The organism is Clostridium boliviensis (genome assembly GCF_033342255.1).
Taxonomy (GTDB): Bacteria; Bacillota; Clostridia; order Lachnospirales; family Lachnospiraceae; genus Lacrimispora; species Lacrimispora boliviensis.
In genome coordinates this window covers 137066-161631 of record NZ_JAWONS010000329.1, presented here as the reverse complement: position 1 = coordinate 161631, position 24566 = coordinate 137066, and the positions used below count along the sequence as shown (strand labels likewise).

25 protein-coding genes are annotated in these 24566 nt (G+C 38.0%); 20 read left to right on the top strand and 5 right to left on the bottom strand.

Annotation, left to right across the window (positions count from 1 at the left end; genetic code table 11):
* The first annotated feature begins 150 nt into the window (after positions 1-150).
* The 3 genes from RZO55_RS24370 to RZO55_RS24360 are packed head-to-tail and all read left to right on the top strand — an operon-like array spanning position 151 to position 2076.
* The gene (locus tag RZO55_RS24370; protein ID WP_318066844.1) at positions 151-606 is read left to right on the top strand and encodes a MarR family winged helix-turn-helix transcriptional regulator; all 456 of its coding nucleotides are present in this window, start codon (positions 151-153) and stop codon (positions 604-606) included.
* Complete coding sequence (locus tag RZO55_RS24365; protein WP_318066843.1) at positions 593-1735, top strand: MFS transporter; 1143 nt, start codon at positions 593-595, stop codon at positions 1733-1735. Before RZO55_RS24370 ends, RZO55_RS24365 begins: the two co-directional genes overlap by 14 nt.
* A 35-nt stretch (positions 1736-1770) precedes the next feature.
* Entirely contained in the window at positions 1771-2076 is a 306-nt protein-coding gene (locus RZO55_RS24360) for a YciI family protein (RefSeq protein ID WP_318066842.1), read from the top strand.
* Between the two features lie 326 nt (positions 2077-2402).
* On the opposite strand, the gene RZO55_RS25995 is transcribed toward RZO55_RS24360, so the two are convergent.
* The 5 genes from RZO55_RS25995 to RZO55_RS24340 form a co-directional block, all read right to left on the bottom strand.
* On the bottom strand, positions 2403-2522 hold the full coding sequence (locus RZO55_RS25995) for a cyclic lactone autoinducer peptide (RefSeq protein ID WP_369293263.1): 120 nt from the start codon (positions 2520-2522) through the stop codon (positions 2403-2405).
* Between the two features lie 4 nt (positions 2523-2526).
* Positions 2527-3126, bottom strand: coding sequence for an accessory gene regulator B family protein (locus tag RZO55_RS24355; protein WP_318066841.1), 600 nt, complete (start codon positions 3124-3126; stop codon positions 2527-2529).
* A gap of 126 nt (positions 3127-3252) precedes the next feature.
* A complete protein-coding gene (locus tag RZO55_RS24350; RefSeq protein WP_318066840.1) occupies positions 3253-4569 on the bottom strand; it encodes a sensor histidine kinase in 1317 nt (438 codons plus the stop codon).
* Complete coding sequence (locus RZO55_RS24345) at positions 4566-5309, bottom strand: LytR/AlgR family response regulator transcription factor (RefSeq protein WP_318066839.1); 744 nt, start codon at positions 5307-5309, stop codon at positions 4566-4568. Before RZO55_RS24345 ends, RZO55_RS24350 begins: the two co-directional genes overlap by 4 nt.
* A 33-nt stretch (positions 5310-5342) precedes the next feature.
* On the bottom strand, positions 5343-5681 hold the full coding sequence (locus RZO55_RS24340; RefSeq protein ID WP_318066838.1) for a helix-turn-helix domain-containing protein: 339 nt from the start codon (positions 5679-5681) through the stop codon (positions 5343-5345).
* A 277-nt stretch (positions 5682-5958) separates the two neighbouring features.
* Between RZO55_RS24340 and accD the strand changes: the two genes are divergently transcribed.
* The 17 genes from accD (at position 5959) to RZO55_RS24255 (ending at position 24540) form a co-directional block, all read left to right on the top strand.
* The gene (gene accD, locus RZO55_RS24335) at positions 5959-6855 is read left to right on the top strand and encodes an acetyl-CoA carboxylase, carboxyltransferase subunit beta (protein ID WP_318067109.1); all 897 of its coding nucleotides are present in this window, start codon (positions 5959-5961) and stop codon (positions 6853-6855) included.
* A gap of 18 nt (positions 6856-6873) precedes the next feature.
* Entirely contained in the window at positions 6874-7701 is an 828-nt protein-coding gene (accA, locus tag RZO55_RS24330; protein WP_439100084.1) for an acetyl-CoA carboxylase carboxyl transferase subunit alpha, read from the top strand.
* A 16-nt stretch (positions 7702-7717) separates the two neighbouring features.
* Positions 7718-8224: an acetyl-CoA carboxylase biotin carboxyl carrier protein gene (locus tag RZO55_RS24325; protein WP_318066837.1), complete on the top strand. Its 507-nt coding sequence runs from the start codon at positions 7718-7720 to the stop codon at positions 8222-8224.
* Positions 8217-9578: an acetyl-CoA carboxylase biotin carboxylase subunit gene (locus RZO55_RS24320; RefSeq protein ID WP_318066836.1), complete on the top strand. Its 1362-nt coding sequence runs from the start codon at positions 8217-8219 to the stop codon at positions 9576-9578. The genes RZO55_RS24325 and RZO55_RS24320 overlap by 8 nt, the downstream gene beginning before the upstream one ends.
* 28 nt (positions 9579-9606) lie before the next feature.
* Positions 9607-10290 carry a 4'-phosphopantetheinyl transferase family protein gene (locus RZO55_RS24315; RefSeq protein ID WP_318066835.1) on the top strand — a complete coding sequence of 228 codons (684 nt, stop codon included), beginning with the start codon at positions 9607-9609 and terminating at the stop codon, positions 10288-10290.
* A gap of 52 nt (positions 10291-10342) precedes the next feature.
* Entirely contained in the window at positions 10343-10867 is a 525-nt protein-coding gene (gene loaP / locus RZO55_RS24310) for an antiterminator LoaP (RefSeq protein ID WP_318066834.1), read from the top strand.
* 171 nt (positions 10868-11038) lie between these two features.
* Positions 11039-11983 (top strand): acyltransferase domain-containing protein, encoded by a 945-nt coding sequence (locus tag RZO55_RS24305; protein WP_318066832.1) that lies wholly within the window; start codon positions 11039-11041, stop codon positions 11981-11983.
* A gap of 76 nt (positions 11984-12059) precedes the next feature.
* Positions 12060-12308: a phosphopantetheine-binding protein gene (locus RZO55_RS24300; RefSeq protein ID WP_065547230.1), complete on the top strand. Its 249-nt coding sequence runs from the start codon at positions 12060-12062 to the stop codon at positions 12306-12308.
* Between the two features lie 30 nt (positions 12309-12338).
* Complete coding sequence (gene fabD / locus RZO55_RS24295; RefSeq protein WP_318066831.1) at positions 12339-14591, top strand: ACP S-malonyltransferase; 2253 nt, start codon at positions 12339-12341, stop codon at positions 14589-14591.
* A gap of 42 nt (positions 14592-14633) precedes the next feature.
* A complete protein-coding gene (locus RZO55_RS24290) occupies positions 14634-15920 on the top strand; it encodes a beta-ketoacyl synthase N-terminal-like domain-containing protein (protein WP_318066830.1) in 1287 nt (428 codons plus the stop codon).
* Positions 15913-16674 (top strand): polyketide synthase, encoded by a 762-nt coding sequence (locus RZO55_RS24285; RefSeq protein WP_318066829.1) that lies wholly within the window; start codon positions 15913-15915, stop codon positions 16672-16674. The genes RZO55_RS24290 and RZO55_RS24285 overlap by 8 nt, the downstream gene beginning before the upstream one ends.
* 175 nt (positions 16675-16849) lie before the next feature.
* Positions 16850-18313, top strand: a complete 1464-nt coding sequence (locus RZO55_RS24280) for a radical SAM protein (RefSeq protein WP_318066828.1) — start codon at positions 16850-16852, stop codon at positions 18311-18313.
* A 27-nt stretch (positions 18314-18340) separates the two neighbouring features.
* Positions 18341-20122, top strand: coding sequence for a carbamoyltransferase family protein (locus RZO55_RS24275; RefSeq protein WP_318066827.1), 1782 nt, complete (start codon positions 18341-18343; stop codon positions 20120-20122).
* A gap of 23 nt (positions 20123-20145) precedes the next feature.
* Positions 20146-20748: a hypothetical protein gene (locus tag RZO55_RS24270; protein ID WP_318066826.1), complete on the top strand. Its 603-nt coding sequence runs from the start codon at positions 20146-20148 to the stop codon at positions 20746-20748.
* A gap of 51 nt (positions 20749-20799) precedes the next feature.
* A complete protein-coding gene (locus tag RZO55_RS24265) occupies positions 20800-22032 on the top strand; it encodes a hydroxymethylglutaryl-CoA synthase family protein (RefSeq protein WP_318066825.1) in 1233 nt (410 codons plus the stop codon).
* Between the two features lie 20 nt (positions 22033-22052).
* Complete coding sequence (locus RZO55_RS24260; RefSeq protein WP_318066824.1) at positions 22053-22814, top strand: enoyl-CoA hydratase-related protein; 762 nt, start codon at positions 22053-22055, stop codon at positions 22812-22814.
* A gap of 1 nt (position 22815) precedes the next feature.
* Complete coding sequence (locus RZO55_RS24255; protein WP_318066823.1) at positions 22816-24540, top strand: AMP-binding protein; 1725 nt, start codon at positions 22816-22818, stop codon at positions 24538-24540.
* Positions 24541-24566: the final 26 nt, after the last annotated feature.

Below are 24566 nucleotides of genomic sequence, written 5' to 3'. Positions count from 1 at the left end.
TTTCTTTAAGACCACAGCCACTCATTCTGGAAATATCCTTAGTTCCTATTTTGCTAACACTAACATTAAATATAACTTGACAAGTCAAGCATATACGTTTACAATATAATTGACTTATCAAGCATATATAACGTGAGGAGGGAATTAACATTGAAGAAGGAAAATAGCAGTATTGGTAAATGGATCTCTATAATACACAGGCAATCTCAAATTTATATCAATAATGAATTAAAACAATATGACATCAATTCATCGGAATATATTTATTTAGTAAACCTTGCAATCGATAAAGGAGTTAATCAGAAATATTTATCCGATTTATTATGTACGGATGAGGCTTTAACCACAAGGGTAATAAGAAGTTTGGAAAATAAGGGGTTAGTATTAAGAGAAAAGAGCACAGTAGATAAAAGAGCATACGATGTAAGATTGACAGAAAAAGGGAAAGAATTGCAGCCAATTATAATAGATAAGCTGAAACACTGGACAGAGATATTATCCATTGGTATGGATAAAGAGAAGGTGGATTTTATTATTTATAATCTGATGTTAATGGCTAATAACGCAAAAATCATGAATAGAGGTGAGCCACATGAAGAAAATTAAGATTGTTATTCTGTCGCTTTCATTAATGACCGTTATGTCAGGTGCTGCCACGTCTCCAGCATTAGGATCGATTGCAGAATATTTTAGAGATGTTTCCCCGATCATGATCAAGCTCATAGTAACAATTCCAGCCTTATTTATTATTTTTACGTCACTGCTATTTGGTAAGATTGTAAATAAAGTGACAGCTAAGACCATTGCTGAAGTTGGATTAATCTTATATGTAGTTGGTGGATGTGGAGCTGCATTTGCTGATAATATATATTTATTATTATTATTTAGAATGTTTTTAGGTATAGGAGTAGGATTGATTATGCCTCTTTCCACAGGGCTAATTCCTTATTTCTTTGAAAAAAATGAACAATCTGAATTAATGGGGTATTCTTCAGCAATGAATAATCTGGGTGGAATTATTGCCCTGGGAGTTTCGGGAATCCTGGCCTCCATAAATTGGCGTTTTAGCTTTGCTGTATATCTGCTTGGACTATTAGAATTAATATTAGTTGTTCTGTTTTTGCCAAGTGTAAATTTGAAAAAAACAGATAACCGGATTGATAAAGTAAGCGCTTGGAAAGTTTTGCCCTATATTGGAATAATGTTTGTTATAATGGTTATTTTTTATACAGTAGTAACTAATTTTTCGATGATCATGACAAAAGAATCAATCGTGCCAACCGCATCTATTGGCTTACTGATGTTATTACAGAATATAGCTGCATTCTTTGTAGGAATGCGACTAAGTACTTTTACAAGACGATTCAGGCATTATACCAAATATGTAGCTGTATTGATGCTGGTATTGGGTTTCTTTTGCTTGGGATTTTCCTCCAATGTAATAATAATCGCATTGGGGCTGGTATTATTAGGAATTGGACTTGGAGTCATTATACCATTGCTTAATGCTCAAATTTCATTAAATATTGAGAAAGAAAAAGCACCCTCTGCCATGGCATTAATGAGTTTTATGCTATATTCAGGACAATTTCTTTCTCCCATGATTATGGGACTTTTCATGAATATTTTAAAATTAAATAATATTAGAGCACCTTTTTATTTATCTGGATTTATCGCAATAATTATTCTTATATGCTTAAAAAAAGTATCAATAGCAGACAACAACTATGAATAAAAAATAGTAAAGCTTTTTTGATAGGAAGGTCCATTATGAAATATTTTGTTGTAGAAGGAACATTTAAAGATACGATTTCCATTAATAAAAGTGAAGTGCAGATAGCAATTGCAGATCATCTTGCATATCTGGATAAGGGATTTGAGGAAAAATTCATTCTCACTTCAGGACCTAAAGCCAGTGAGAGAGGGGGGATTATTATAATCAAAGGACAATCTTTGGAAGAAATCGAAAACTATTTATCGAAGGATCCTTTGAAGGTGAAAGGAATTCAAGATTATAAAATAGTAGAATTTAAACTACACAAATGTCAACCCATGTTAAAGGAATGGTTTGACTGAAATGCTTTCACAATGTTCCAAAAACCTCCGATTCTATATGCAAAAACATATTCTGACGGTAACCTTTGAACATTGTCACCAATCATCAATTTGCTTAGAATTTTTTTGAATTCTGGAGTCTTAGGGATTTGCAAAATAGTATAGCTGACAGGATTTTCACACATTGTAAACGATTCAGGTGTCAAGGTTTTTTATTCGTATTCATACGAAAATAGCCCATGTAAACATGGGCTTTCTTCGTATGATTTATAGTAATAGGTTTCATTTGAATTGTATAGGTTTATAGTGTTTGGGTTACTACTATGGTACGGTACTACTGTGTAAGATTACCTTTTAAATTCTTTAATACCAGTTGGAACTTTTGGCTGATAAGACCAGTATAAACAGTATGAACTATTCGCTTTTTTAATAGCGTGTTCTGCCAGATGGGAAACTAACCTAAGCATAGGTTTATTCTTCATTTTTTTTTCGCCTCGTTTCTGATAAATTTATAAATAAGGAAAGCAACATCAATGAAAACACTATAAATATAGCCCATGCAACCGCAAATGATACTTCTGTCTGATGTAATACATTAGCAAGTATATATATAGCCAGAGCGATGGCAATTAACATAAAACTTTTTACACGATACTTCTTCCTGTCATTATCCAGGATTGAGCCAATTCCATAATCCACAGGGGTGAAAATATATATAACAGGAATTGCGACAGCAATTAAACCGTAAGAAACAATCAATCGGTTATTTGATAAATAGTAATTAAGAAAAAGCATTAAAAGGTATAAAAATAAGGTGGTGCAATAGCAATTTATATGTGTTTTACAATGATAGCCACCCACATAATTTCGTATTGAGCAATAGGTTACAACATATATTAAACTAATAAAGACCCGTTTTGTTAAAAATCCTATCAAGCCAATAGATAAAAATATAACAATATTATTTAATACTAACTCAATACCATAGGTATAGTATTTTCGGTTTTCAATTGAAATAACCTTATTGGTAACTAATCTGAGACTTATTTCTTCCGCAATAGTCTGTAACATTTTAGGTTCACTCCTTAATAAACACTTATAAAGTATAACCTTGTTTATCTAAAAAAACAATAGCGTTTTACTGAATGGTAGTTATATGTTACTGAGTGGTTTCGATAATCGTCTACAATTGAGGAATTAAGGATTTATTTTTATGGGAAGCATGACAACCACTTTAAAAACTCTGTTTTCTGTATAAACTTTGAATAATCCACTGTATTTTTCGACAGATAATTTAATTGAAGCTAAACCATATCCGTGATATATGGTATTGGTTTTGCGGGTTTTTATTTTATTATTTTCTATAATTAGCTGTTTTGAATAAGGATTTTTCACAACAATTGAAAGGTAATTTTTATAACAAAATATTTTTCCTGATATATATCGCTTTTCAGTATCCATAATATCTACAGCTTCAATTGAATTGTCTAATATATTGGACAGGATTGCCGTTAAATCAATGGGGGTTATTGATAAATGAGGTACCTGGTCAATATCTATTTGAATATCAATATTGTGTTGTCTGCAAACGGCAATTTTATAGTTTAAAATTGCATCAATAATATCATTGCCACAACTCACTATAGTTTTAGTTCTTTCTAAAGCATTTGTTATTTCCTCAATATAAGCAACTGCCCCATCGATATTATTTTGCTTCAATAGATAAGATATATTTGTAAGATTCTTATTGATGTCGTGCCTTATTCTCTTTAAATCTGTGGTAGCAGATTCATGATAAGATAATTGTTGAACTAAAGAAAGATTCCTTATACTTAATATATAATTTTCTTTCTCTTGTTCGTGATATAAGAAAATTTTACCAAAGAAAAATATTATCAGACCACTTATTATCAGGAAACCAATAGAGATGATCGATATGTAAATGGAATATTTGTTAGATTCTCTTTGAAGTACGGGGCTTACTATCATAATAAACTGTAAAATCACGGAAAAGAGTAATACTATAATATCCATTGTAATCCAATATTTAGGTGGTATGCCAAATTTATTTTTTCCAAAATAGTTAATAAATATTATAATAAGGATTATATTTAGTAATTTAGCAAGGATTGAAAATCCGAACGACGTATTCGTAAGATACAACATCTTTGGAATGTCTATCTTGATTATATATGAGGAAAAATTACCAACTAAAATATCACTTATTAAAAACACATAATTCGCTACCAGAATAAAAAATGCAAGAATATATGTTTTTTCCAGATAAACAATGGATGTCAGAATCATTGTAATTAAAAAAAATAAAATAAATCTGATTGTATCGAGAAAGTCAGGCAGACAAAAAACAAATAAAGTATTAACTACCGTAGCTAAAAAAATAGAATATAGCTTTTTTCTTCCGTGAAATCTGCAGGGTATGCTGCAGCTGATCAGACAGTAAAGTAAAACAGACTCAGTTAATGAAAAAATGAAACTAAAAATAGTATTATTCATATGATATTGTCTCCAGATATTATTTCTGAGAATTTATCAAAAATATTCTGCCTTTTTCTTCTGCTTAACGGCAAACGAATCCCGTTGTCTAGACTGATTTCTGTTTCATCGAGAGAAAATATATATTTTATATTTACAATACAACTTCTATGTATATCCACAAATTCTAAAGGTAAATATTTTTGAACAATTTCGGAAAATTGGCAGTTATGAAGGATAAATGCTTCGCGTTTTGTGTATAAGAACACTTTTCGATTGATGCATTCAAAATATATAATATCATCAAGTGGTACTTTAATATCCATGCTGCCATTTGGATTTTTAACAACTTTAAATATCTGTGTCTTGGGGTTGTCCTCATTTATCCTGTCAATAACCTGTGTAATAACATCAGTTAATCGCTCATGGATGAGCGATTTGGGAAGAAATCCTATGACATCATATTGAAATGTGTTCAAAGCCTCCTGAGGGTACGCTGTGATAAAGATTAGTTTGAATTTCTTATCGAGTAGTCGTAATTCCTTTGCCACTTCCTTTCCGTCTTTCTGGGGCATATCTATATCCAAAAAGATGACATCATAATAAGGCTGGTATTTTGAAAAGGCGGCAATTAAGTCCTCCCCCTTTTTGAATGAAAAACTGCGGGTCTCAACTTTTAAATGTCTGAATATTTTTTCCACTTCAGGTGCAATCTGTGCCAGAAAATCTTTATCATCGTCACAAAAAGCAAGATTAAGCATCGAGAGCTACCTCCTTATCCTATTCCGTTTTTCTTAATTCTTGTATAAATTTGCCGCATACTTGATAAGCTGTTCAAAATCATAACGCTTTTCTTTTGGACAATCTTTCAGGTAGTTGCTTATCCCTATTTCCAATGGACGAATTCCGGTAAGAAGATATGTTGGGTCTATCATTAGTTTATTGCGGCACATTATAACATTTTCAAGAGACAGTCGACGATTACCGCGTTCTATCTGACCGTAAAAACTAAGGGATAATTCTAATAATTCAGCGGCTTCTGCCTGAGTCATGTGCAACTCATATCTACGTTCGCGAAGTCTTTCACCAATCTCCAGTAGAAAATCAGAGGTAGAAGTATATTTAGATTTCATATCAGTACCTATATCCTTCCTTTTTTTTCTAATTCTAACTCATTTAAAAGAATGCATGAAGTTACTATCAGAGTTTATTTATATATATTATATACGCAAATAGAGTATATTAATAAAATTTAAAAGAATATAGTATTATTTTTTAATTATAATGTATGAGACAGAATATTACAATCAAAATAACCATTCGGTAGAATAAAGATACCACTGAGTTTGAATCAGTTTACTTTAATTTTATATGTGCTAATCTATCAGTAAATAGTGTTGCAAATTTGAAATAAAGAAAATAAAAGGCTTTAATCGAAACCAGATAAATGGGGGGGTGAAGGGATTAATGAGTCAGAATTTATTCGTTAAGTGTAAAGCGTGTGGTGGAATAATTGAAAGAAAAAAAATTATCGAAAATTTTTATGTTTGTAAATTATGTGGCAATTATGAAGTATTGGATTATAAAAAAAGACTTGCTATGATAATTGACCCTGATACGTTTGAAGAAACTAATGTTTATACTGATTTCTGTGATCCTATTAAATTTCCTGGATATCGGGAAAAGCATGAGAGCATAGTAAGCAAAATTGACCTAAATGAAGCCATTGTAACAGGAAGCGGCTGTATCAGCGGTCAGAAGGTCATGGTCGGAGTTATGGATATCAGATTTATGATGGGGAGCATGGGCGTAATTGTCGGTGAAAAAGTAACCAGAATGTTTGAAGATGCAGAGAAAGAGAAATTGCCCGTTGTAATGTTTGTTGCTTCCGGTGGTGCCAGAATGCAGGAGGGAATTTTTTCATTAATGCAGATGGCCAAAACAGCTGCAGCTGTCTCAGACTTCAGTGAGGCAGGAGGTTTGTTTATTAGTGTGCTGACAAACCCCACAACAGGAGGAGTCAGTGCAAGTTTTGCCTTTCTGGGAGATATTATAATAGCAGAGCCCCGGGCTTTAATTGGATTTGCCGGAAAACGTGTAATTGAACAGACAATTAATGAAAAACTTCCGGATAACTTTCAGACATCTGAATTCCTTTTTGAGCATGGGTATATTGATTTGATTGTAGAAAGAAAAAGATTAAAAGAGGTACTTGGCAATATACTTAAAATTCATAGTAAGGAAAATAACAAAAAATTCAGGCAGAGGCCTGCGGCTGAGAATGCTTCCATGAGGTCTGAAGAATAAGATGTAAGGGCAGGTGTTATGATGAAAAACAGTAGTGCTGGGGGAAAAAAGAATAATAATGCATGGAATAAAGTACTATTAGCAAGGAAAATTTCCAGATTTAGGTCTTTGGATATTATCAATTACATATTCGACTCTTTCATTGAATTTCATGGAGATCGTGGAATCGGAGATGATAAGTCTATTGTTGGTGGAATAGGATTGTTAAATCACCAGGCGGTTACCATAATTGGACAGCAGAAGGGGAATACACTAAGTGAGATGGAATATCGCCGATATGGAATGACCAAGCCGGAGGGTTATAGAAAGTCCCTGCGTTTAATGAGACAGGCTGACAAATTCAGACGGCCCATAATTTGTTTTATCGAAACACCGGGAGCATATCCGGGTGTCTCGGCAGAAGAAAACGGACAGGCAGAGGCTATAGCAAGAAATTTATATGAAATGGCTAATTATAAAGTCCCTATCATCTCTGTTATTGTTGGAGAGGGAGGCAGTGGAGGCGCGCTGGCATTAGGCGTTGCTAACAGAGTTATTATGCTGGAAAATGCCATTTATTCTGTTGTTTCACCAGAAGGTTGTGCAAGTATTTTATTAAAGGATTCAAAAAAAGCTCCAGAAGTTGCAGCTAATTTAAAGATCACTGCAGGAGATATGAAAAACTATGGAATCATAGAAGAAATTATAAGCGAAGAAGGGGATAAAAAGGAGTTGTTTTGCAGGATTAAGCAGAGTATTGAACGTGAACTGCTTCGTTGCAGTCAGTTAGATGGCAATGAGTTGAAGAAGGAGAGAGTAGAAAAATATAGAAATATAGGAAGCGATATAATTTTTTCAAAAATATAAGAAGGAAAGATGAAAAATGGATGAACTAAATTGTAAATCAGATGTTATTGATAAATTAATGAAACAGTGTGAAGAGTCAAAATTGATTTCGTTTGCCTATCAGGACGCAATATTTTCAATTAGTTTTAGTAAGGCGGAGGCGGGGACAGGTTATAGTACAAACGTAATACGAAAGTTAATTGTGGAAAATGCTCCTGAATTAAAGAAATGCAATCTCGAAAATGGATTTGATGAGCTTTCAATTTCAGATATTTCCCAGGTCGGTCAGGAGGAAGAGGGGGATATTGTTACAATGAAATCTCCTTTTGTAGGAACGATTGAGTTCATTGATCAGCTTAAGCTGAAAGACAGTGGGATTCACGTAAATAAGGGTGAGGTAATTTGCTCTGTTGAGGCAATGAAAATATATAATGATATTATGGCACCATGTTCAGGAACTATTGTTGAATTGCTTGTGATGGATTGCAGTTTGGTAGAATATGATCAGCCCCTGTTAACGATTAGAGTGGATAAAAATGAATAAAAAATATAAGAGGATATTGATCGCAAATCGTGGCGATAGTGCAGTACGTGTCATTCGTGCCTGCAAGGAAATGGGAATAGAGACAGTAAGTGTTTATTCAAAATGTGACAAAGGCAGCTTTCATGCAAGGCTTGCCGATTATTCTGTGTGCATTGGAGATGTTCAGTGTAAGGACTCTTATTTAAACGCATACAATATATTAACTGCAGCTACAAATTATAAAGTGGATGCAATCCATCCAGGTATCGGATATTTCGCTGAAAATGCAGATTTTAGTGAATTATGCAAACACTGCGATATTGATTATATTGGTCCGGGCAGTTCAAACATATCACTGATGGGTAATAAGGCTAAGGCTAAAAAAGTAGCGAAAGAATGTGATATTCCTGTCATTGGAGATGATAGTGTTGAAATTAATAACTATGAAGAGTGCCTTCAGTATGCAGGAAAAATCGGCTATCCTATTATACTGAAAGCCGTAAATGGCGGAGGCGGTAAGGGGATTCGTCTCGTTTACAGGGAAGAGGAGTTATTACAGGCGGTTGAGCAATGTCTGAAAGAAGCAGAGAAGGTATTTGGCTCCGGCAGTATCTTAGTGGAAAGCTATATAAGTCATGCCAAGCATATAGAAGTTCAGGTATTGGCAGATCAATATGGAAATGTAATACATTTGGGGGACAGAGAGTGTACAATTCAGAGAAAGAATCAAAAACTCATAGAAGAATCCAGATGTACTACGCTTAGCGAAGAGACAAGAAACAGAATGTATCAGGGGGCAATTGATCTTTGCAGGCATATTGGCTATGTTGGCGTAGGCACAATAGAATATTTATTGAAGGACGATAAATCGTTCTACTTTATGGAGATGAATACCAGGCTGCAGGTTGAGCATACAATAACTGAAATGATAACAGGCATTGATTTAGTGAAAGAACAGATTCGGGTTGCCCAGGGAGAACCACTTAAATTAATGCAGGAAGAGATAATGTTTCAGGGTTATGCAATTCAATGCAGAATATTGGCGGAGTATTATAATGGTGCATTTATACCTGATTATGGGAAGATCTCCAGATATGATATGCCAGGTGGATTTGGTGTAAGGGTAGATTCTTCCTATGAAGTAAATAATATAGTAACAACCTATTATGATTCCCTCCTTTGTAAGATATGCTGTCATGACAAGGATAAGGTGCAGGCGGTCAATAAAATGTTAAGATGTTTAGAGGAAATGCAGCTGGAAGGTGTTTTGACCAATAAAGAGATATTGATAAGTATTCTGAATAATCCCAGGTTCTTAACGGGTGATTATACAACCACTTTTTTAGATACTTTAAAAAATTATAAAAAGGATTAATTTACATATTATGAACCAGGAGGTTGGTATGTTAGTTGTAAATTGTATGGATATAACCGAATGCAGTAATGAACTTTACGAAGAGGTTAGACATATGGTTTCAGAAGAAAGAAGGGTAAAGGCAGAACGTTTTCATAATCTTGATGATTCAAAAAGGTGCATTTGTGCAGACTTATTACTTCGATATGGACTTTATCAGAAAATTGGTCAGGTTGGAGATATTGATATTACATACAATGAGTTTGGAAAGCCATTCATTAAGAACATGAAAGATTTTAAATATAACATAACGCATTCCGGAAAGTGGGTGGCAATCGTATACGGAAATACAGATGCTGGAATAGATATTGAGAGAATACAGGAAGGGAGAGAAGAGATAGCTGATTTTTGCTTTTCAGAAGAGGAAAAGCTGTTTATTTATAATAAGGCTGATAAAAATGAAAAGATAAAACAATTTACAAAATTATGGACAATGAAAGAGAGTTATATAAAATTTCTTGGGACAGGATTTTCGACTAATCTGGATTCATTTTCTATAAATGCTTTGGAAGGAGTGATAACCAGTAATGATGGTGAGGTAAGAAAGGATATTAAAGTAAGAAGTCTTCAATTTGATACAGATTATTATCTGTCTATGTGCAGTATGGAAGATGAGTTCTGCATCCAGAGTATTAAGCTGGATGAGATTATAAAATTACTAAATATGAAATAGTGTAAACGGATAAAACTTATTAAAAACTATGTCCTTGGGGGGGCGGAGATTTATGAGTTGGTATGCGATTTTTGTCAAAACAGGAAAAGAAGATGAGTTGTGTTTGTATATCAAACAGATTTTTGAAAAAAGTAAAGTACAAATTCAATTACTGGTACCAAAAAGAGAACTGGTGGAATATTATGAAGGAGTAAAACGGCTTGTTAAAAGAACCATGTTTCCAGGATATATATTGCTCAAAACAGATAGTATTGAGCAGATGTACGCTTTTTTATCCAGCAGATGGCATTCTAATATTTATGCTCTGTTAAAATCAGGTGGTTTTTTTCAGGAAATTCCAGCAGCCGAAATTGTACCAATTATAAATTTAATAAATAAAGACGGTACTATTACTTCATCTACTTTATTTTTGGAGAATGATAAAGTGATCATAAAAGAAGGGCCATTATTAAATTATACTGGTCTTATCAGAAAGATTAATGCAAGAAAAGGAAGAGCGAAGATAATTTTAAACTTTTTAGGACGAGAATGTAAAATCGACATCGCTATTAAGTGCTTAAGCATTATAAAGGAGTAGCCCGACATAGGCTGCCGTTCAGTTATTATTTGTTTTTTAATATAATGAATTAAGAATGATTAATCTATGTTTCGGCTAGTTAATGATTTTAATTCAATCATAATGATTTCCCGGGGCCTGAAAAGGCTTCATGGCGAAGCCTGGCCTAAATTACAAATGAAAGGAGAATAAATGGAGAGACCGATTATTTTTTTGTTCCCTGGACAGGGATCACAATATTTACAAATGGGAAAAGAGATTTTCACACAATCAAAGGTGTTTAGAACTGAAATGGAGCAGTTGGATCAGATTGTTCAAAATGAAGAAGGGTATTCCTTAATAAATTATCTTTACGATCCTACGAAAAAGAAAAATATTCCTTTCTTTGAGACGATTTATTCTCATCCGGCAATTTTTATGACAGGATATGCTCTTGCAAAAACTCTTATGGCACAAGGGATAAAACCAGACCTGCTATATGGTGTCAGTTTAGGAGAATATACTGCGATGGCGGTATCCGGACAGGTAGACACAGGTGATATTTTTCGATTTATTTTAAAACAGCCTTCAATTTTTAAAAGCAGCAGACTTAATGGAGGAATGCTTTCTGTTTTTGGAAATCTGCCGGTGTTTGAAAATGAAGATCACATAGAAGTCGCGGTGATAAATGGTGCCAATCATATCGTACTGTCAGGAAATTCCGCTCAGGTCAGCAACACGGAGAAATATTTAAAGAATTATAATAAAACTTATTATCGATTGCCGGTAGAATATGGATTCCATTCTTCTGCAATTGAGGATGCAAAAAAGCCTTTTCAGGAACATGCAGGTTTCATTAAAAGAACTTATCCGAAGATCCCTGTTTTATCATGCGTCAATTATTCGGATGATTCCTTCAGTATGCCGAAGCATTGTTGGAATATCATACGAAACAAGATGGATTTCAGACAGGCAGTCTGGCAGTTGGAGAATAAAATGCCAAATGCACTATATGTTGATCTGGGGTTTTCCGGCACTATGGTAAATATGGCAAAAACTAATTTCAGAAAGGATAGTAACTCTATTGTGCTGGCACCAATAACTATGTTTCGGACAGATCTTTCAAAAATGAATATGAGAAGCCTGGGGGATTGCTAAGCTTCTGGATTCTGATAAGCGTTGAGATGTCTGTAAAAAATTATAAAATAACTAATTAGTCAGGAGATGAAAGAGAATGAATGAGAAAGTTGTAAAAGCAGTGAAAACCAGTATTGCAGAGATTTTACCTGATATTCAAGTGAATGATCTGGATTATAACTTAAGTTTAAAGGATTATGGCGCAAATTCCATTGACCGGACTGATATAGTTGTCCGTTCAATGGAATTATTAAATTGTAAAGCTGGCATGATGAATTTCGCCGGTGTTAAAAATATCAATGGAATTATAGCCGTTCTCGAAAAAATACTAAATGACCAATTATAGTATTAAAACGAATAATGGAAGGAGTAAAGTATGATCTCATATTTGTTTCCTGGTCAAGGGGCGCAAAAAGTCGGAATGGGTGGGGATTTATTTAATGAGTTTGAGAATATAACCAGACTGGCGGACGAAGTACTGGGATATTCGATCAGAGAACTTTGTCTGTTTGATAAATATGGAATGCTGAATCAGACGTTATACACCCAGCCGGCACTTTTTACTGTCAATGCACTGATGTATTTAAAAAAAATAAAAGAAACCGGAATTTATCCTGATTATCTGGCGGGACATAGCCTGGGAGAATATAACGCATTGCTTGCAGCGGGAGTTTTTGATTTTAAACAGGGGCTCCAGATGGTAAAAAAACGGGCGGAACTTATGTCAAAAGTCTCGGGCGGTGCAATGGCGGCTGTCATTGGACTGGGGCAGGAAGGTTTAACAGAAGCACTGAAAAAGTCCGGATATCTGGGAATTGATATTGCCAACTATAATTCCACAAATCAAATTGTTATTTCAGGTAAAGCGGAAGATATACAGTCAGCCAGAGAATCAATCATGGCTGCCGGAGCACTGGATTATATGGTTTTAAATGTCAGCGGGGCATTCCATTCCAGATATATGGATGGAGTTCGCAGAGAGTTTGAGGAATTTTTAGATACATTAGGATTTCAGGAACCTGAAATTCCGGTTATCTCTAACGTGGATCTAACGAAATATAACCAATCCAATGTGAAATGGCTGCTGGGAAGGCATTTGATTTCTCCAGTCAGATGGTGTGACACAGTCCGTTGTCTGATGGGAAAAGGGGAAATGGAGCAGGTAGGACCAGGAAGTGTAATCACCAACTTAGTGAAATCAATCATAAGAAATTCATCACCTCTTGAATTACCTGATCCGCAGCCGATTCAAAAGCAGGATGATGAACACAGCTTACCGGATAGAAATGATTTCTCCGGACAATCACTGGGCAGCAGTGAATTAAAATCCGAATACAACTTAAAATATGCCTACTTTGCCGGTGGTATGTATCGGGAGATTGCATCCAGAGAGCTGGTAGTGAAGATGGGACAGGCCGGAATGATGGGTTTTCTCGGCAGCGGCGGCTTGTCTCCGGCGCAGATTGATCAGGCTTTGGGGGAGATTCAGCAACAATTAAATGAAGGCCAGTCATATGGTGTAAATATTGTCTTTAATCCATTTGATCCGGATAAGGAACGTTCCGTGATAAATCTGATATTGGCGAGAAATGTACATATACTTGAAGCGGCAGCTTATACTCAGGTTACCCCAGCACTGGCTCTGTTCAGATTAAAGGGGCTAAAACAGCAGAAAAATGGCAGTCCACAGCCGGCCAATCATATTATTGCAAAGGTTTCCCGGGCCAGCATTGCAGAACAGTTTATGAAACCTGTCCCGGAAGCGGTCAGTCGTCTCCTTTTTGAAAATGGTGAAATAACGGAACTGGAGTATCGCTTATCAAAGTGTCTCCCGGTAGCTGGGGACATTTGTGTTGAAGCTGATTCAGGTGGTCATACCGATCACGGAAACTTAAATGTACTGCTTCCATCCGTTCAGATGCTCAGAGACCAGATTTGTCAGGAGTTTAATTATGAGAAAAAAGTAAGGGTCGGAGCAGCGGGCGGTCTGGGAACTCCCCAGGCTGTTGCGGCAGCATTTTTGCTGGGAGCCGATTTTGTCACAACAGGTTCGATTAATCAATGTACGGTTGAAGCACGGACCAGCGACTGTGTGAAAGACATGCTGCAAAAGGTAGGAATACATGATACAGAATATGCTCCTGCAGGGGACCTTTTTGAGATGGGATCAAAAGTACAGGTAATGAGGAAAGGTGTGTTTTTTCCTGCCAGGGCCAACAAGCTGCTGGAGTTGTACAAGCGCTATGGCGGGCTTGAAGAACTGGATGAAAAAACTGCAGAGCAGCTGCAGAATAAATATTTTGGAAAAAGTTTTAATGAAGTGTTTGAGGATGTCAAAGCATATTATCCGGCAGCCGATATTCAAAAAGCAGAAAGCAGCCCCAAATATAAAATGACATTGGTTTTTAAATGGTATTTTGGCTATTCGACGCGAATAGCCCTGGAAGGACGGGCAGATCAGCGTGTTAATTTTCAGGTTCAGTGCGGCCCGGCAATGGGAGCCTTTAATGAATGGGCTGGCAAAAGTTCTCTGGAAGACTGGAGAAACAGACATGTCGGTCAGATTGGAATGCAATTGATGGATGAGGCGGCAGCCTTTCTTTTAAAAAGGTTCGGTCAATTGCTGTAGGAAGATGATTTCACCCTGATTTAGAAAAGAGGATGTATGTGGATGAACGAAACTATTAGTATAACAGGTATGGGTATTGTATCTTCAATTGGTCACAATATCAGAGAATTTAACGCAGCATTAAAGAAAGGAATTTCTAATATAGGTTATCTTGAAGATACCAGCGACGGCGCTATGCCCGTTATGGTGGGCGCACCAGTCAAATGGAATGGGGTTAAAAAAACTCTGGATCAGATGGCAAAGGACGGCATTTGCCCCAGACAAATCGATAAAAATTTATATCAAATGCTTCGGCGGGGGCCGGAACCTTCTGCCTGGGGGGTTATTGCAGCACTGCAGGCATGGGATCAGGCAAAGATTACCGGGGTTCCTCCTGATCGGATTGGCATTGTCGTTGCCGGTAATAACCTGATGCCGAAATTATCCTACCAGTTATACGAAAAATGTCATCAGGCGCCTGAGTTTATCCCCGCCCGATATGCTCTTAACTATTTAGATACCAATCTCATAGGGATGATCAGCGAAACCTTACAGATCCATGGAGAGAGTTTTTGCGCCGGAGCTACTTCAGCGAGTGGAAATATAGGAATTATAAAAGGGTATCAGATGCTTCAGCTGGGTTTGATTGATATTTGCCTGGTGGTGGGAGCAGCAACTGATTTATCATTACTGGAACTGCAGGCATTTTGCCAGGCCGGTGCGATGGGAGGGAAAGAATATTATCATTCTCCCCAGCTGGCATGCCGCCCTTTTGACCGCCGCCATGAAGGATTTATTTATGGTCAGGCAGCAGCATGTTTAATAATCGAAAACAGTGAAAACGCCAGAAAACGGGGAGCAGCAGAATATGGACAGATTCTTGGCGGGGCAGTGGTGCTGGATGGCAATCATTTGGCGAATCCCAATGTCAACGGAGAGAAAAATGCCATTACGCTGGCACTTGCGCGAGCTGGTGTGACCGTTGATCAGATTGATTATATTAATGCTCATGGAACTGCGTCAATTGTTGGCGATGAAACCGAGGCACAGGCAATTGAAGAAGTTTTTCAGGGTCACCTGGAACACTTATGGGTCAATTCCACGAAGGGGCTGACCGGTCATTGCCTGAGTTCGGCAGGAGTTGTGGAAGCTGTTGCTGTCATACTGCAGATGAAAGAAAACTTTCTGCACCCCAACCTTAATCTGGATGATCCTATTAGCCATAAAATAAATTTCACCGAAAACTGTTCAATGGAAAAAAATATCACATACGCGGTTAGCAATTCCTTTGCTTTTGGGGGCATCAACAGCAGTATTGTGTTGAAAAAAGGAGCGAATATTGATGAGTGATGGAGTGGTAAGATTAAAAAAGGAAGGTCACGTGGCTTATGTTATTCTGGAAGAAAAAGAGTATAAAAACACTCTGACCATACGCTTCATTCAAGGTCTTAAGTGGGCTTTCGAGGAAATTGAGAAAGATCCTGAAATTAAAGTGGTGGTGGTCCATGGGTATGATAATTATTTCTGCTGCGGCGGGACCAAAGAAGGGCTGCATGGCCTGTATGACGGAGTTATGAAAGGGGGCGGAGTTCAATTTACCGATATGGACTTTCATGATATTATGTTCCGCTGCCGGGTACCGGTGATTGCAGCCATGCAGGGACATGCTTTAGGCGGAGGGCTGGCACTGGGGTGTTTTGCAGACATTGTTATTATGGGAGAACAGTGTGTTTATAACGCCAGTTTTATGAAATATGGGTTTACACCAGGGATGGGGGCTACTTATATCATTCCGAAAAGATTTGGAGCGCTGCTGGGAAATGAAATGCTGTTTACAGCGAGGAATTATTTTGGCACAGAATTAAAGGAGCGGGGAATCAACGCCATCATTATAAAAAAAGAAGAAGTGATTGGTTTTGCTTCAGATATGGCCAGAGATATCGCCGATAAACCATTAATTTCTCTGATCGAATTAAAAAAGGCGCTGACGTCTCACATGGCGGAAGATATAAGAATCGCCGTTGACAGGGAACTTGAAATGCACCGGATTTCATTTAAGCAGGCAGAAGTAATTGAACGAATTGAGGGCAGGTATCGCGAGTGAGGTAAATATGGAAAATATAACTGATTGCATGTTAATTGTAAATGGTCAAACTGATATGAAGTGGTACAAAAAGATGTTGAAGTTTTGGAGCAAATTGAATTTTAGCGCGGCTTTAAAGTACATCAAGCGAGGTGAACCATATGTTAGTTATTCGCTTACGAAAGGCAGTTGGCTGATGTATAAGAACAATCCGTGTACTGTAAAAGATGTCATCTATGAAGCCAACTGCAACAATCAGGATTTTCAGCATAAAAAAATGATGTTAAGTCCTACAGCAGCTTATTTAGGGACTTTTTTACACCGCAAGGGTTATACCTGCCACATTATTAATGCACTGGATCATCAGAGGGAAGACTTGATAAAAGGATTGGTCTCAGGGCAGGTAATGACAGTGGCAATTTCCACCACCTACTATTTAAGTGCTCACGCCATCGCTGATTTGGTTACATTTATAAGAAAAAGAAATAAACAGATAAAAATCATTATTGGAGGAACATTTATCGCAAATCGATATCGTTTTGATGATAAAGAAACTTTTTTGAGAATGGCCGATAAAATTGGTGCAGACGTTTATATTGTCGATAAACAAGGAGAAATGGCATTGTCAGAGGTCATTCGTGCTTATAAAACAAATAACAGTTTAAAAGATGTAAATAACATCGTCTATAAAGATGGCAAACAGTATTATGTTACCAATATACAGGAAGAAAATAACAGCCTGGAAGAAAATCTTGTGGACTGGTCACTGTTTAAAAAAGACATTACACGGATGGTGTTTATCAGAAGCTGCATATCGTGTCCGTTTTCATGCGCATATTGTACTTATCATATATATGCAGGTAAATATTATCACATTAGTGTGGATGCAATAGAACAAGAGTTAAATGCACTAAAACAGACCAATAAAGCACAGCACATTTTTTTTACTGATGATACCTTTAATGTTCCGGTAGATAGATTTAAGGAAATCCTGCGGATGATAATCCGGAATCAATATAATTTTGAATGGGACTCCTTCTTACGTTGTCAATACCTCGATGAGGAAGCGGTCGACCTAATGAAAAAAAGCGGTTGTCAGCAGGTTTTTCTGGGCATAGAATCGGGCAGTCAAAAAATTTTGGATAATATGAATAAAAAAGCAAAAGTTGAAGATTACAAAAGAGCCCTTAATCTTCTTAAAAAATACGGTATCTATGTCTGCTGTTCATTTATCATTGGATTTCCTGGTGAGACGGAGGAGACGGTAAATGAGACTTTTCAATTGATTGATGAATGCAAACCTACTTTTTATCAGCTTAATTTATGGAAGTATATTCATGATGCCCCAATTTATCAGAATAGAGAGCAGTATGGTCTTAAAGGAGATAAAATGGCCTGGAAGCACAATACAATGGATGCCAGGACCGCTTTAGATAAATATTTAGAGCTGTACTTAAAAATTGAGGATTCTATTCATATTCCCGTTTTTGATTATGATTTGTTTTATCTTTATGATCTGGGCATGAACCAGGAGCAGATTAAAAGTCTGATGTATTTCTTTAATCAGGGAATTAAAGAAACCTTTAAAAAATGTCATAAAAAAGGAATCAGTGATCACTTGTGGGAGCAGTTAATGGCAGCTGCAAAGTGCAGTTTATAAATTGACTATAAGAAAAGGAGTGAATCAATGAAAAAGAATTATATTGGAATTGCAAACACGTTTCATGACAGTTCTGTGGCCATTGTAAATTCAGAGGGCAAAGTGGTTTTTGCCGAAGCGACGGAAAGATATTTACAAAATAAACGGGCAATTCATGCGCCGGCAGATCAATTCATTAATATCGGCAGATTAGTGGAAAAGTATTGTGAACCTGGCGCAGAACTGATTGTCGCCAATACCTGGAGTTCCTATGCCGGAGCAATGGGGGAACAAGCCACAAGACTGGTTAATCAGGAAGAGGATGCCTGGCGGGATGAAAATGGCCGAATCCTGGAACTGATCTTTGATAAGCTTGCATTTAGAAAGTTTGCGATTCGGTCTCAGATTAATGCCGCTCAATTGGCAAACATAACTCTTCGTTATGAATTGAGTCAGTTAGATCGATGGCGGGGCAATACTGACTTTGAAGTCAGATGCTATGATCACCATCTGACTCATGCTGCAACGGCGTGTTTTACTGCCCCCTTTGCCTCAGGAGTATGTGCTATCGTTGACGGGTACGGAGAAGGCTGTTCTTCGCAATGCTTCCGTTATGAAAACGGACGGATCAACAGCCTTACAAAAGCGGATGGACAAGGCTTTTTGTCGGCAAGTTTAGGCACGTTTTATATGATTATCTGTGATGTATGCGGATTTGGTTACTTTAGAGGTGAGGAATGGAAAGTAATGGGATTGGCGGCATATGGTAAATTTAACCAGCATTATTATGATATTATGAGACCAATGATGGAGGTACAGGGATTAACGATAACCGCCTGCAGTCCGCTTAAATATAATCAACGGCTCAGAAAGCTGTATAGTCTGAAACGGAAACCCGGGCAAAGTGCTCTTGAGATGGCTGACCTTGCATATACAGGTCAATATGTTTACAGTGAAGTACTGTTTGAATATTTAAATAATTTATATAAGGCCGCTCCTTCCGATCAGGTAATACTTGGTGGGGGCAGCTTTTTAAATTCCTGGGCAAATGGGGAAATAACCAGACACACTCCCTTCCGGAAGTCATATATATTCAGTGCCCCAGGGGATGACGGCAATTCATTGGGTGCGGCACTTTTAGCGTTTTATGAGGATCATCCTGATAAAAGGCCTGAAAACAGTTTTCAAAGCCCTTATCTGGGGTCTGCGATATCCATCAGTTCAATTGAAAAATTTAAGAAATTTGGCGGCCTTAATCAATATACCAGAGAATATCCCGGAACTATCCATAAAAAGGCAGCGGAGCTTTTAGCTCAGGGGAAAATAATCGGATGGATTCAGGGTCGTGCTGAGTTCGGGCCGAGAGCACTTGGCAACCGGTCGATTTTAGCTGATCCACGCCGGGCTGACTGTCAGGAAAAAATCAACCAGCGGGTTAAATTCAGAGAAGAATTCAGGCCCTTTGCTCCATCGGTGCTGCATCAGTATGCTGGGGAGTATTTTATCGGATATGAGGAATCTCCTTACATGGAACGGACTTTAAAGTACCACCAGGATGCTGCTTTGAAAGTTCCGGGGGTGGTTCATGTAAATCAGTCGGGAAGGCTGCAGACAGTCAAAAAAGAATGGAATGAAAAATACTACAACCTGATTGAAGCATTTTACCAATTAACAGGGGTTCCGGTAATCTTAAACACCAGTTTTAACGTCATGGGTAAGCCGATTAGTCACTCGCTTGAAGATGTTTTGAGTGTATTTTTTACCTCTGGGCTGGATGCACTGATTATTAATGATCTGATTATTGAGAAACCAGATCCAACGTATGATTAATTAAAGAGAGAAGGAGAACTATAATGGTAAAAGAAAATGCAGTGAACAAAAATCAAACAAGACGGTTTGTTTCAAAAGCCTTTGCCTGGATTTTGGGATTTGTAATCGCGTTTACATCTGCAACATTGCCTGCCAGAGCAGAAGTTTCAAAACAAGCTGTTACCATACAACGTGGGGTGTATGATAATCGCTCCTGCCGGAGTGAGGCTGATCACCTGATTGAAAATAAATATCCTGATGCACCTATGCCTGCGGATGGTGAAATTATTGATTACTATCTTGAAAATGGAAGAATAAAAGGCATCAACGGACTGGAACAATTGGATTTTATTATCACAAGTACCGGGGATTTAAGGGTTGGAAAAAGACATCTTTTTCTTGCCAATAGACAGCCTGTTTTAGCAGCGGGTCAGCTGGAACTGGATGGATGCGGGAAAATTAAAAAGATCGATAACCTTTCAGGACATTATCAACCCACAGTGCAGCAGGCAATGCGTTTTCAGGCATTGCTAAGCAATCTGGGTGCAGATTTAAGGAATACCCTGTTAACATACTATACGATCAAACTGGACAGTTCGGGATTTCCAAGTGAGGCTGTTCTTGTATATTCCAAAATTATTAAATAATTGCAGGTTTGTGATGCAGCTGCAGAATAATTATCTTACAGGAGGAAAATTATGAATGTAGGAATTGAGGAAATTAATATTTATGGAGGCCCGGCGTATATCGATGTGGACCAGATTTTTAAAAACCGGGGACTCGATATGGAGCGGTTTGAGAATTTAATGATGGAGAAAAAATCGGTTGGGCTTCCCTGTGAGGATCCTGTTACCAACGCTGTTAATGCAGCAAAACCCATCATTGACAAATTAAGTGATGCGGAGCGAAACAGCATTGCCCTGCTTATTACGGCCAGCGAATCAGGTCTTGACTTTGGTAAAGCAATTGGTACATATGTTCACGATTATCTGGGTCTGAGCAGAAACTGCCGGATATTTGAAGTTAAACAGGCCTGTTTCGGAGGAACCGCGGCACTTCAGACAGCAGTCACTTATGTTGCATCTAATGTCTCACCGGGGACCAGGGCGCTGGTGATCGCCACGGATACGGCACGTGCGGCAGCAAAAAAAACATATGCAGAACCCACTCAGGCGGTAGGTGCAGTGGCTATGCTGGTTAGCAGCAATCCAAAAGTTATGGAGATGGATTTAGGTGCAACCGGACATTATAGCTATGAAGTAATGGATACCTGCCGGCCTCTGCCTGAGCTGGAGCTTGGGGATGCAGATTTATCTCTGTTGTCTTATCTGGACTGTTTTGAAAACAGTTTCCGCCACTATGCAACAAAAGTAGAAGGGGCAGATTTTCGTTCTACTTTTGATTATCTGGCATTCCATACACCATTTGCCGGTATGGTAAAAGGTGCTCACAGAAAAATGATGCGTCAGATCAAAGGAATTAGTATGCCAGAGATTGAAACTGATTTCCAGATTCGGGTAGCTCCTTCGTTAACATACTGTGTTCAGATTGGGAATATCTATTCCGCTACTGTTTATGCCGCATTGTGCGGTGCGATCAGCAGAATCAGCGAACCCGGCTGGAAACGGATTGGTATTTTCAGCTATGGATCCGGCTGTTCTTCGGAATTTTACAGCGGACTTATTTCAGAACAGTCCGCGCAGACATTAAAAAGTATGAAAATTGATGAACAGTTAAAAAGAAGATACCATTTAAATTTTGCTGAATATGACCGCATTATTGATCTGAATATGGAATGGATGTTCGGCATTGAAAATAAAGAAATTGATCTGGAAGAGTTTTATCCCATTTACGAGCATTCTATGAAAGGGCGCGGCTTGTTAAGACTCAGCAGGGTTAAAGACTATCATCGGGAATACACCTGGAGCTGATCAGAAGGGGGGGAAAGATCGTGGGCTTTACAACATTATATATAGAAGAAAAAGAAGATACATTTGTGATTACGTTTAACAGGGTGGAACATCAAAACAGCATTAATATGGCGTTGCTGCAGGAGTTAAATATGGCGCTGGACATGGCCCAGGCAAAACCGAGATGTAAGGTAGTGGTTTTGAAAGGACAGAACGGAGTGTTCTGCACCGGAATGGATTTTGATGAAGCGGTAAGGAAACAAACAGAATCCGGCTCCCAGACTTATATGAAAACCCTCCGGCGCCTCGCTGCAATTCCCAAAATAATCGTCTCCATCGTGGACGGCAAAGTTATGGCAGGCGGTGTGGGCTTCGCGGCTGCAAGTGATTTAGTCATTGCTACATCAAGGGCACAATTCAGTTTATCAGAAGCAATCTGGGGACTGCTGCCTTCCGTGGTACTGCCTTATCTGATACGACGGATCGGTTTTCAGAGTGCCTATCGGATGACGCTCACGACCATGCCAGTGTATGCAGAAGAGGCCAGACAGCTTCACCTGGCAGATGTGGTCAGCGAAACTCCTGAGGAGACTCTGAGATTATATTTACGCAGACTGTCGAGGCTGGAAGAACAAACAATTGATGATATTAAGCGTTATTTTAAAAGTATCTGGATTATCACCCAGCAGATGGAAGAGAGAGCTTCTGCGGAGACAGACCGCCTTTCGTCAGAGCCGCGCGTGATTGAAAATATTTATAACTACGTAACATATGAGAAATTCCCATGGCAGAAGGAGGAATAATATGAATTTGTCAGGCCAGAGTGTATCGTTTAAAACCCTTACGGATTTATTTACCGGCAGACGTCATTCAGAAAAGGGTATTGTCTTTATTGAAGACAGACAAGATATAAAAATGACTTATGGAGAAGTTTATGAGAAGGCTTTGATATTACTTGGCGGATTGCAGGCGCTCTCTTTAAAGCCGGGGTGTGTAATGATTTTTCAATTCAGCAATAACCTGGATTTTATTATCTCCTTTTGGGCCTGTGTTTTAGGCGGTTATATTCTGATACCGCTCAGGATGGGGAACACTAAGCGGGACCTGGCAAAAGTCAGCAGTGTCTATGAGACTCTGGAAGAACCCCATATCCTGACTTGTCAAAGGGATGCGAAACGGCTGCAAAAAGAAATGGAAGAATGTAAACAGCCTTTACCAGACCTTGCTGCCGGAATGATTTTAAAGGAGTCTGTCTGCAACAGCGGCGTGAACGGGAAGGTACATCATGCAAAGGAACAGGACATTGCTCTGATCCAATTTTCATCCGGCTCAACCGGAGATCCCAAGGGTGTCGTTCTGACTCATAAAAATCTGCTTACAGATATCTGTGATATGACGGAGGCATTAAAGGTAGAACAAAACAATCAGGGGTTTTTAAATTGGCAGACGCTGGCTCACGTTATGGGATTAGTTGTTCTGCACTTAAATGCAGTCTATGGTGATTGCAATAGTTATATGATGGTTCCGGAACTATTCATCAGAAATCCTGTCTTCTGGCTGAAAAAAATAACCGAATACAGACCAAATTTTATCGGTTCCCCGAATTTTAGTATTCAATATATTTTAAGAGCGCTTAATTCCAGGGAGCTTAATGATATTGACCTGTCATCCGTAAAAGCATTGCTAAATGGTTCTGAGCCTATTTCGGTAGCAGTCTGCGATGAATTTACTGAAAAGATGAGAACATATGGTTTGGCAGATACTGCGATATACCCCATATATGGACTAACCGAATCCAGTTCCATCGTATCTTTTCATGAGCTGGGCAAAAGGTATCGTCCGGTTTATATTGATCGCCGGCTGATTAATGTCGGTCAGCGCGTTCGTCCGATATCACCGGATGACGATTGTGCAGTTGCATTTATGGAAGCCGGTTTTCCGATGACTCATTGCTCTGTTAGAATTACCGATGATCAGGGCAATATGATTCCGGAAGGAATTATCGGTCATATTGAGATCAGCGGAGACAATGTAACTTCCGGATATTATCAAAGGCCGGACATGACAAACGAGACATTCACTGCAGATGGGTGGTTGAAAACCGGTGATCTGGGTTTTTTTAACAATGGGGCATTAGTTATTACGGGGAGGAAAAAAGATGTAATTTTTATTAACGGTAACTCATATTTTCCTCATGATATCGAAAATCTGTGCGCTGGTCTGGAAAAAGAGGATTCCAATATTGTTGTTTGCGGAGCTTTTAATCAAGAGCTGCAAAAAGAGGAAATTCTCTGTTTTGTTAAATATGCCGGCGGACTGCAAGGGTTTATCCCCATGGCTGACCGGCTGGCCAGCCATATTGTTGACAATGCCGGAGTGGGCGTAGCTCAGATTATTCCAGTTGATGAGATTCAACGGACGGTCAGCGGAAAGGTTCAGAGATATCAGTTAAAAGAGGCCTATGTCAATGGAAAATTTGATCCTGTTATCGCCGAAATGAACCGGCTGCGTAAAAAAATCTCACGTTAATGAATGGTTTATCATTAAACTGACAG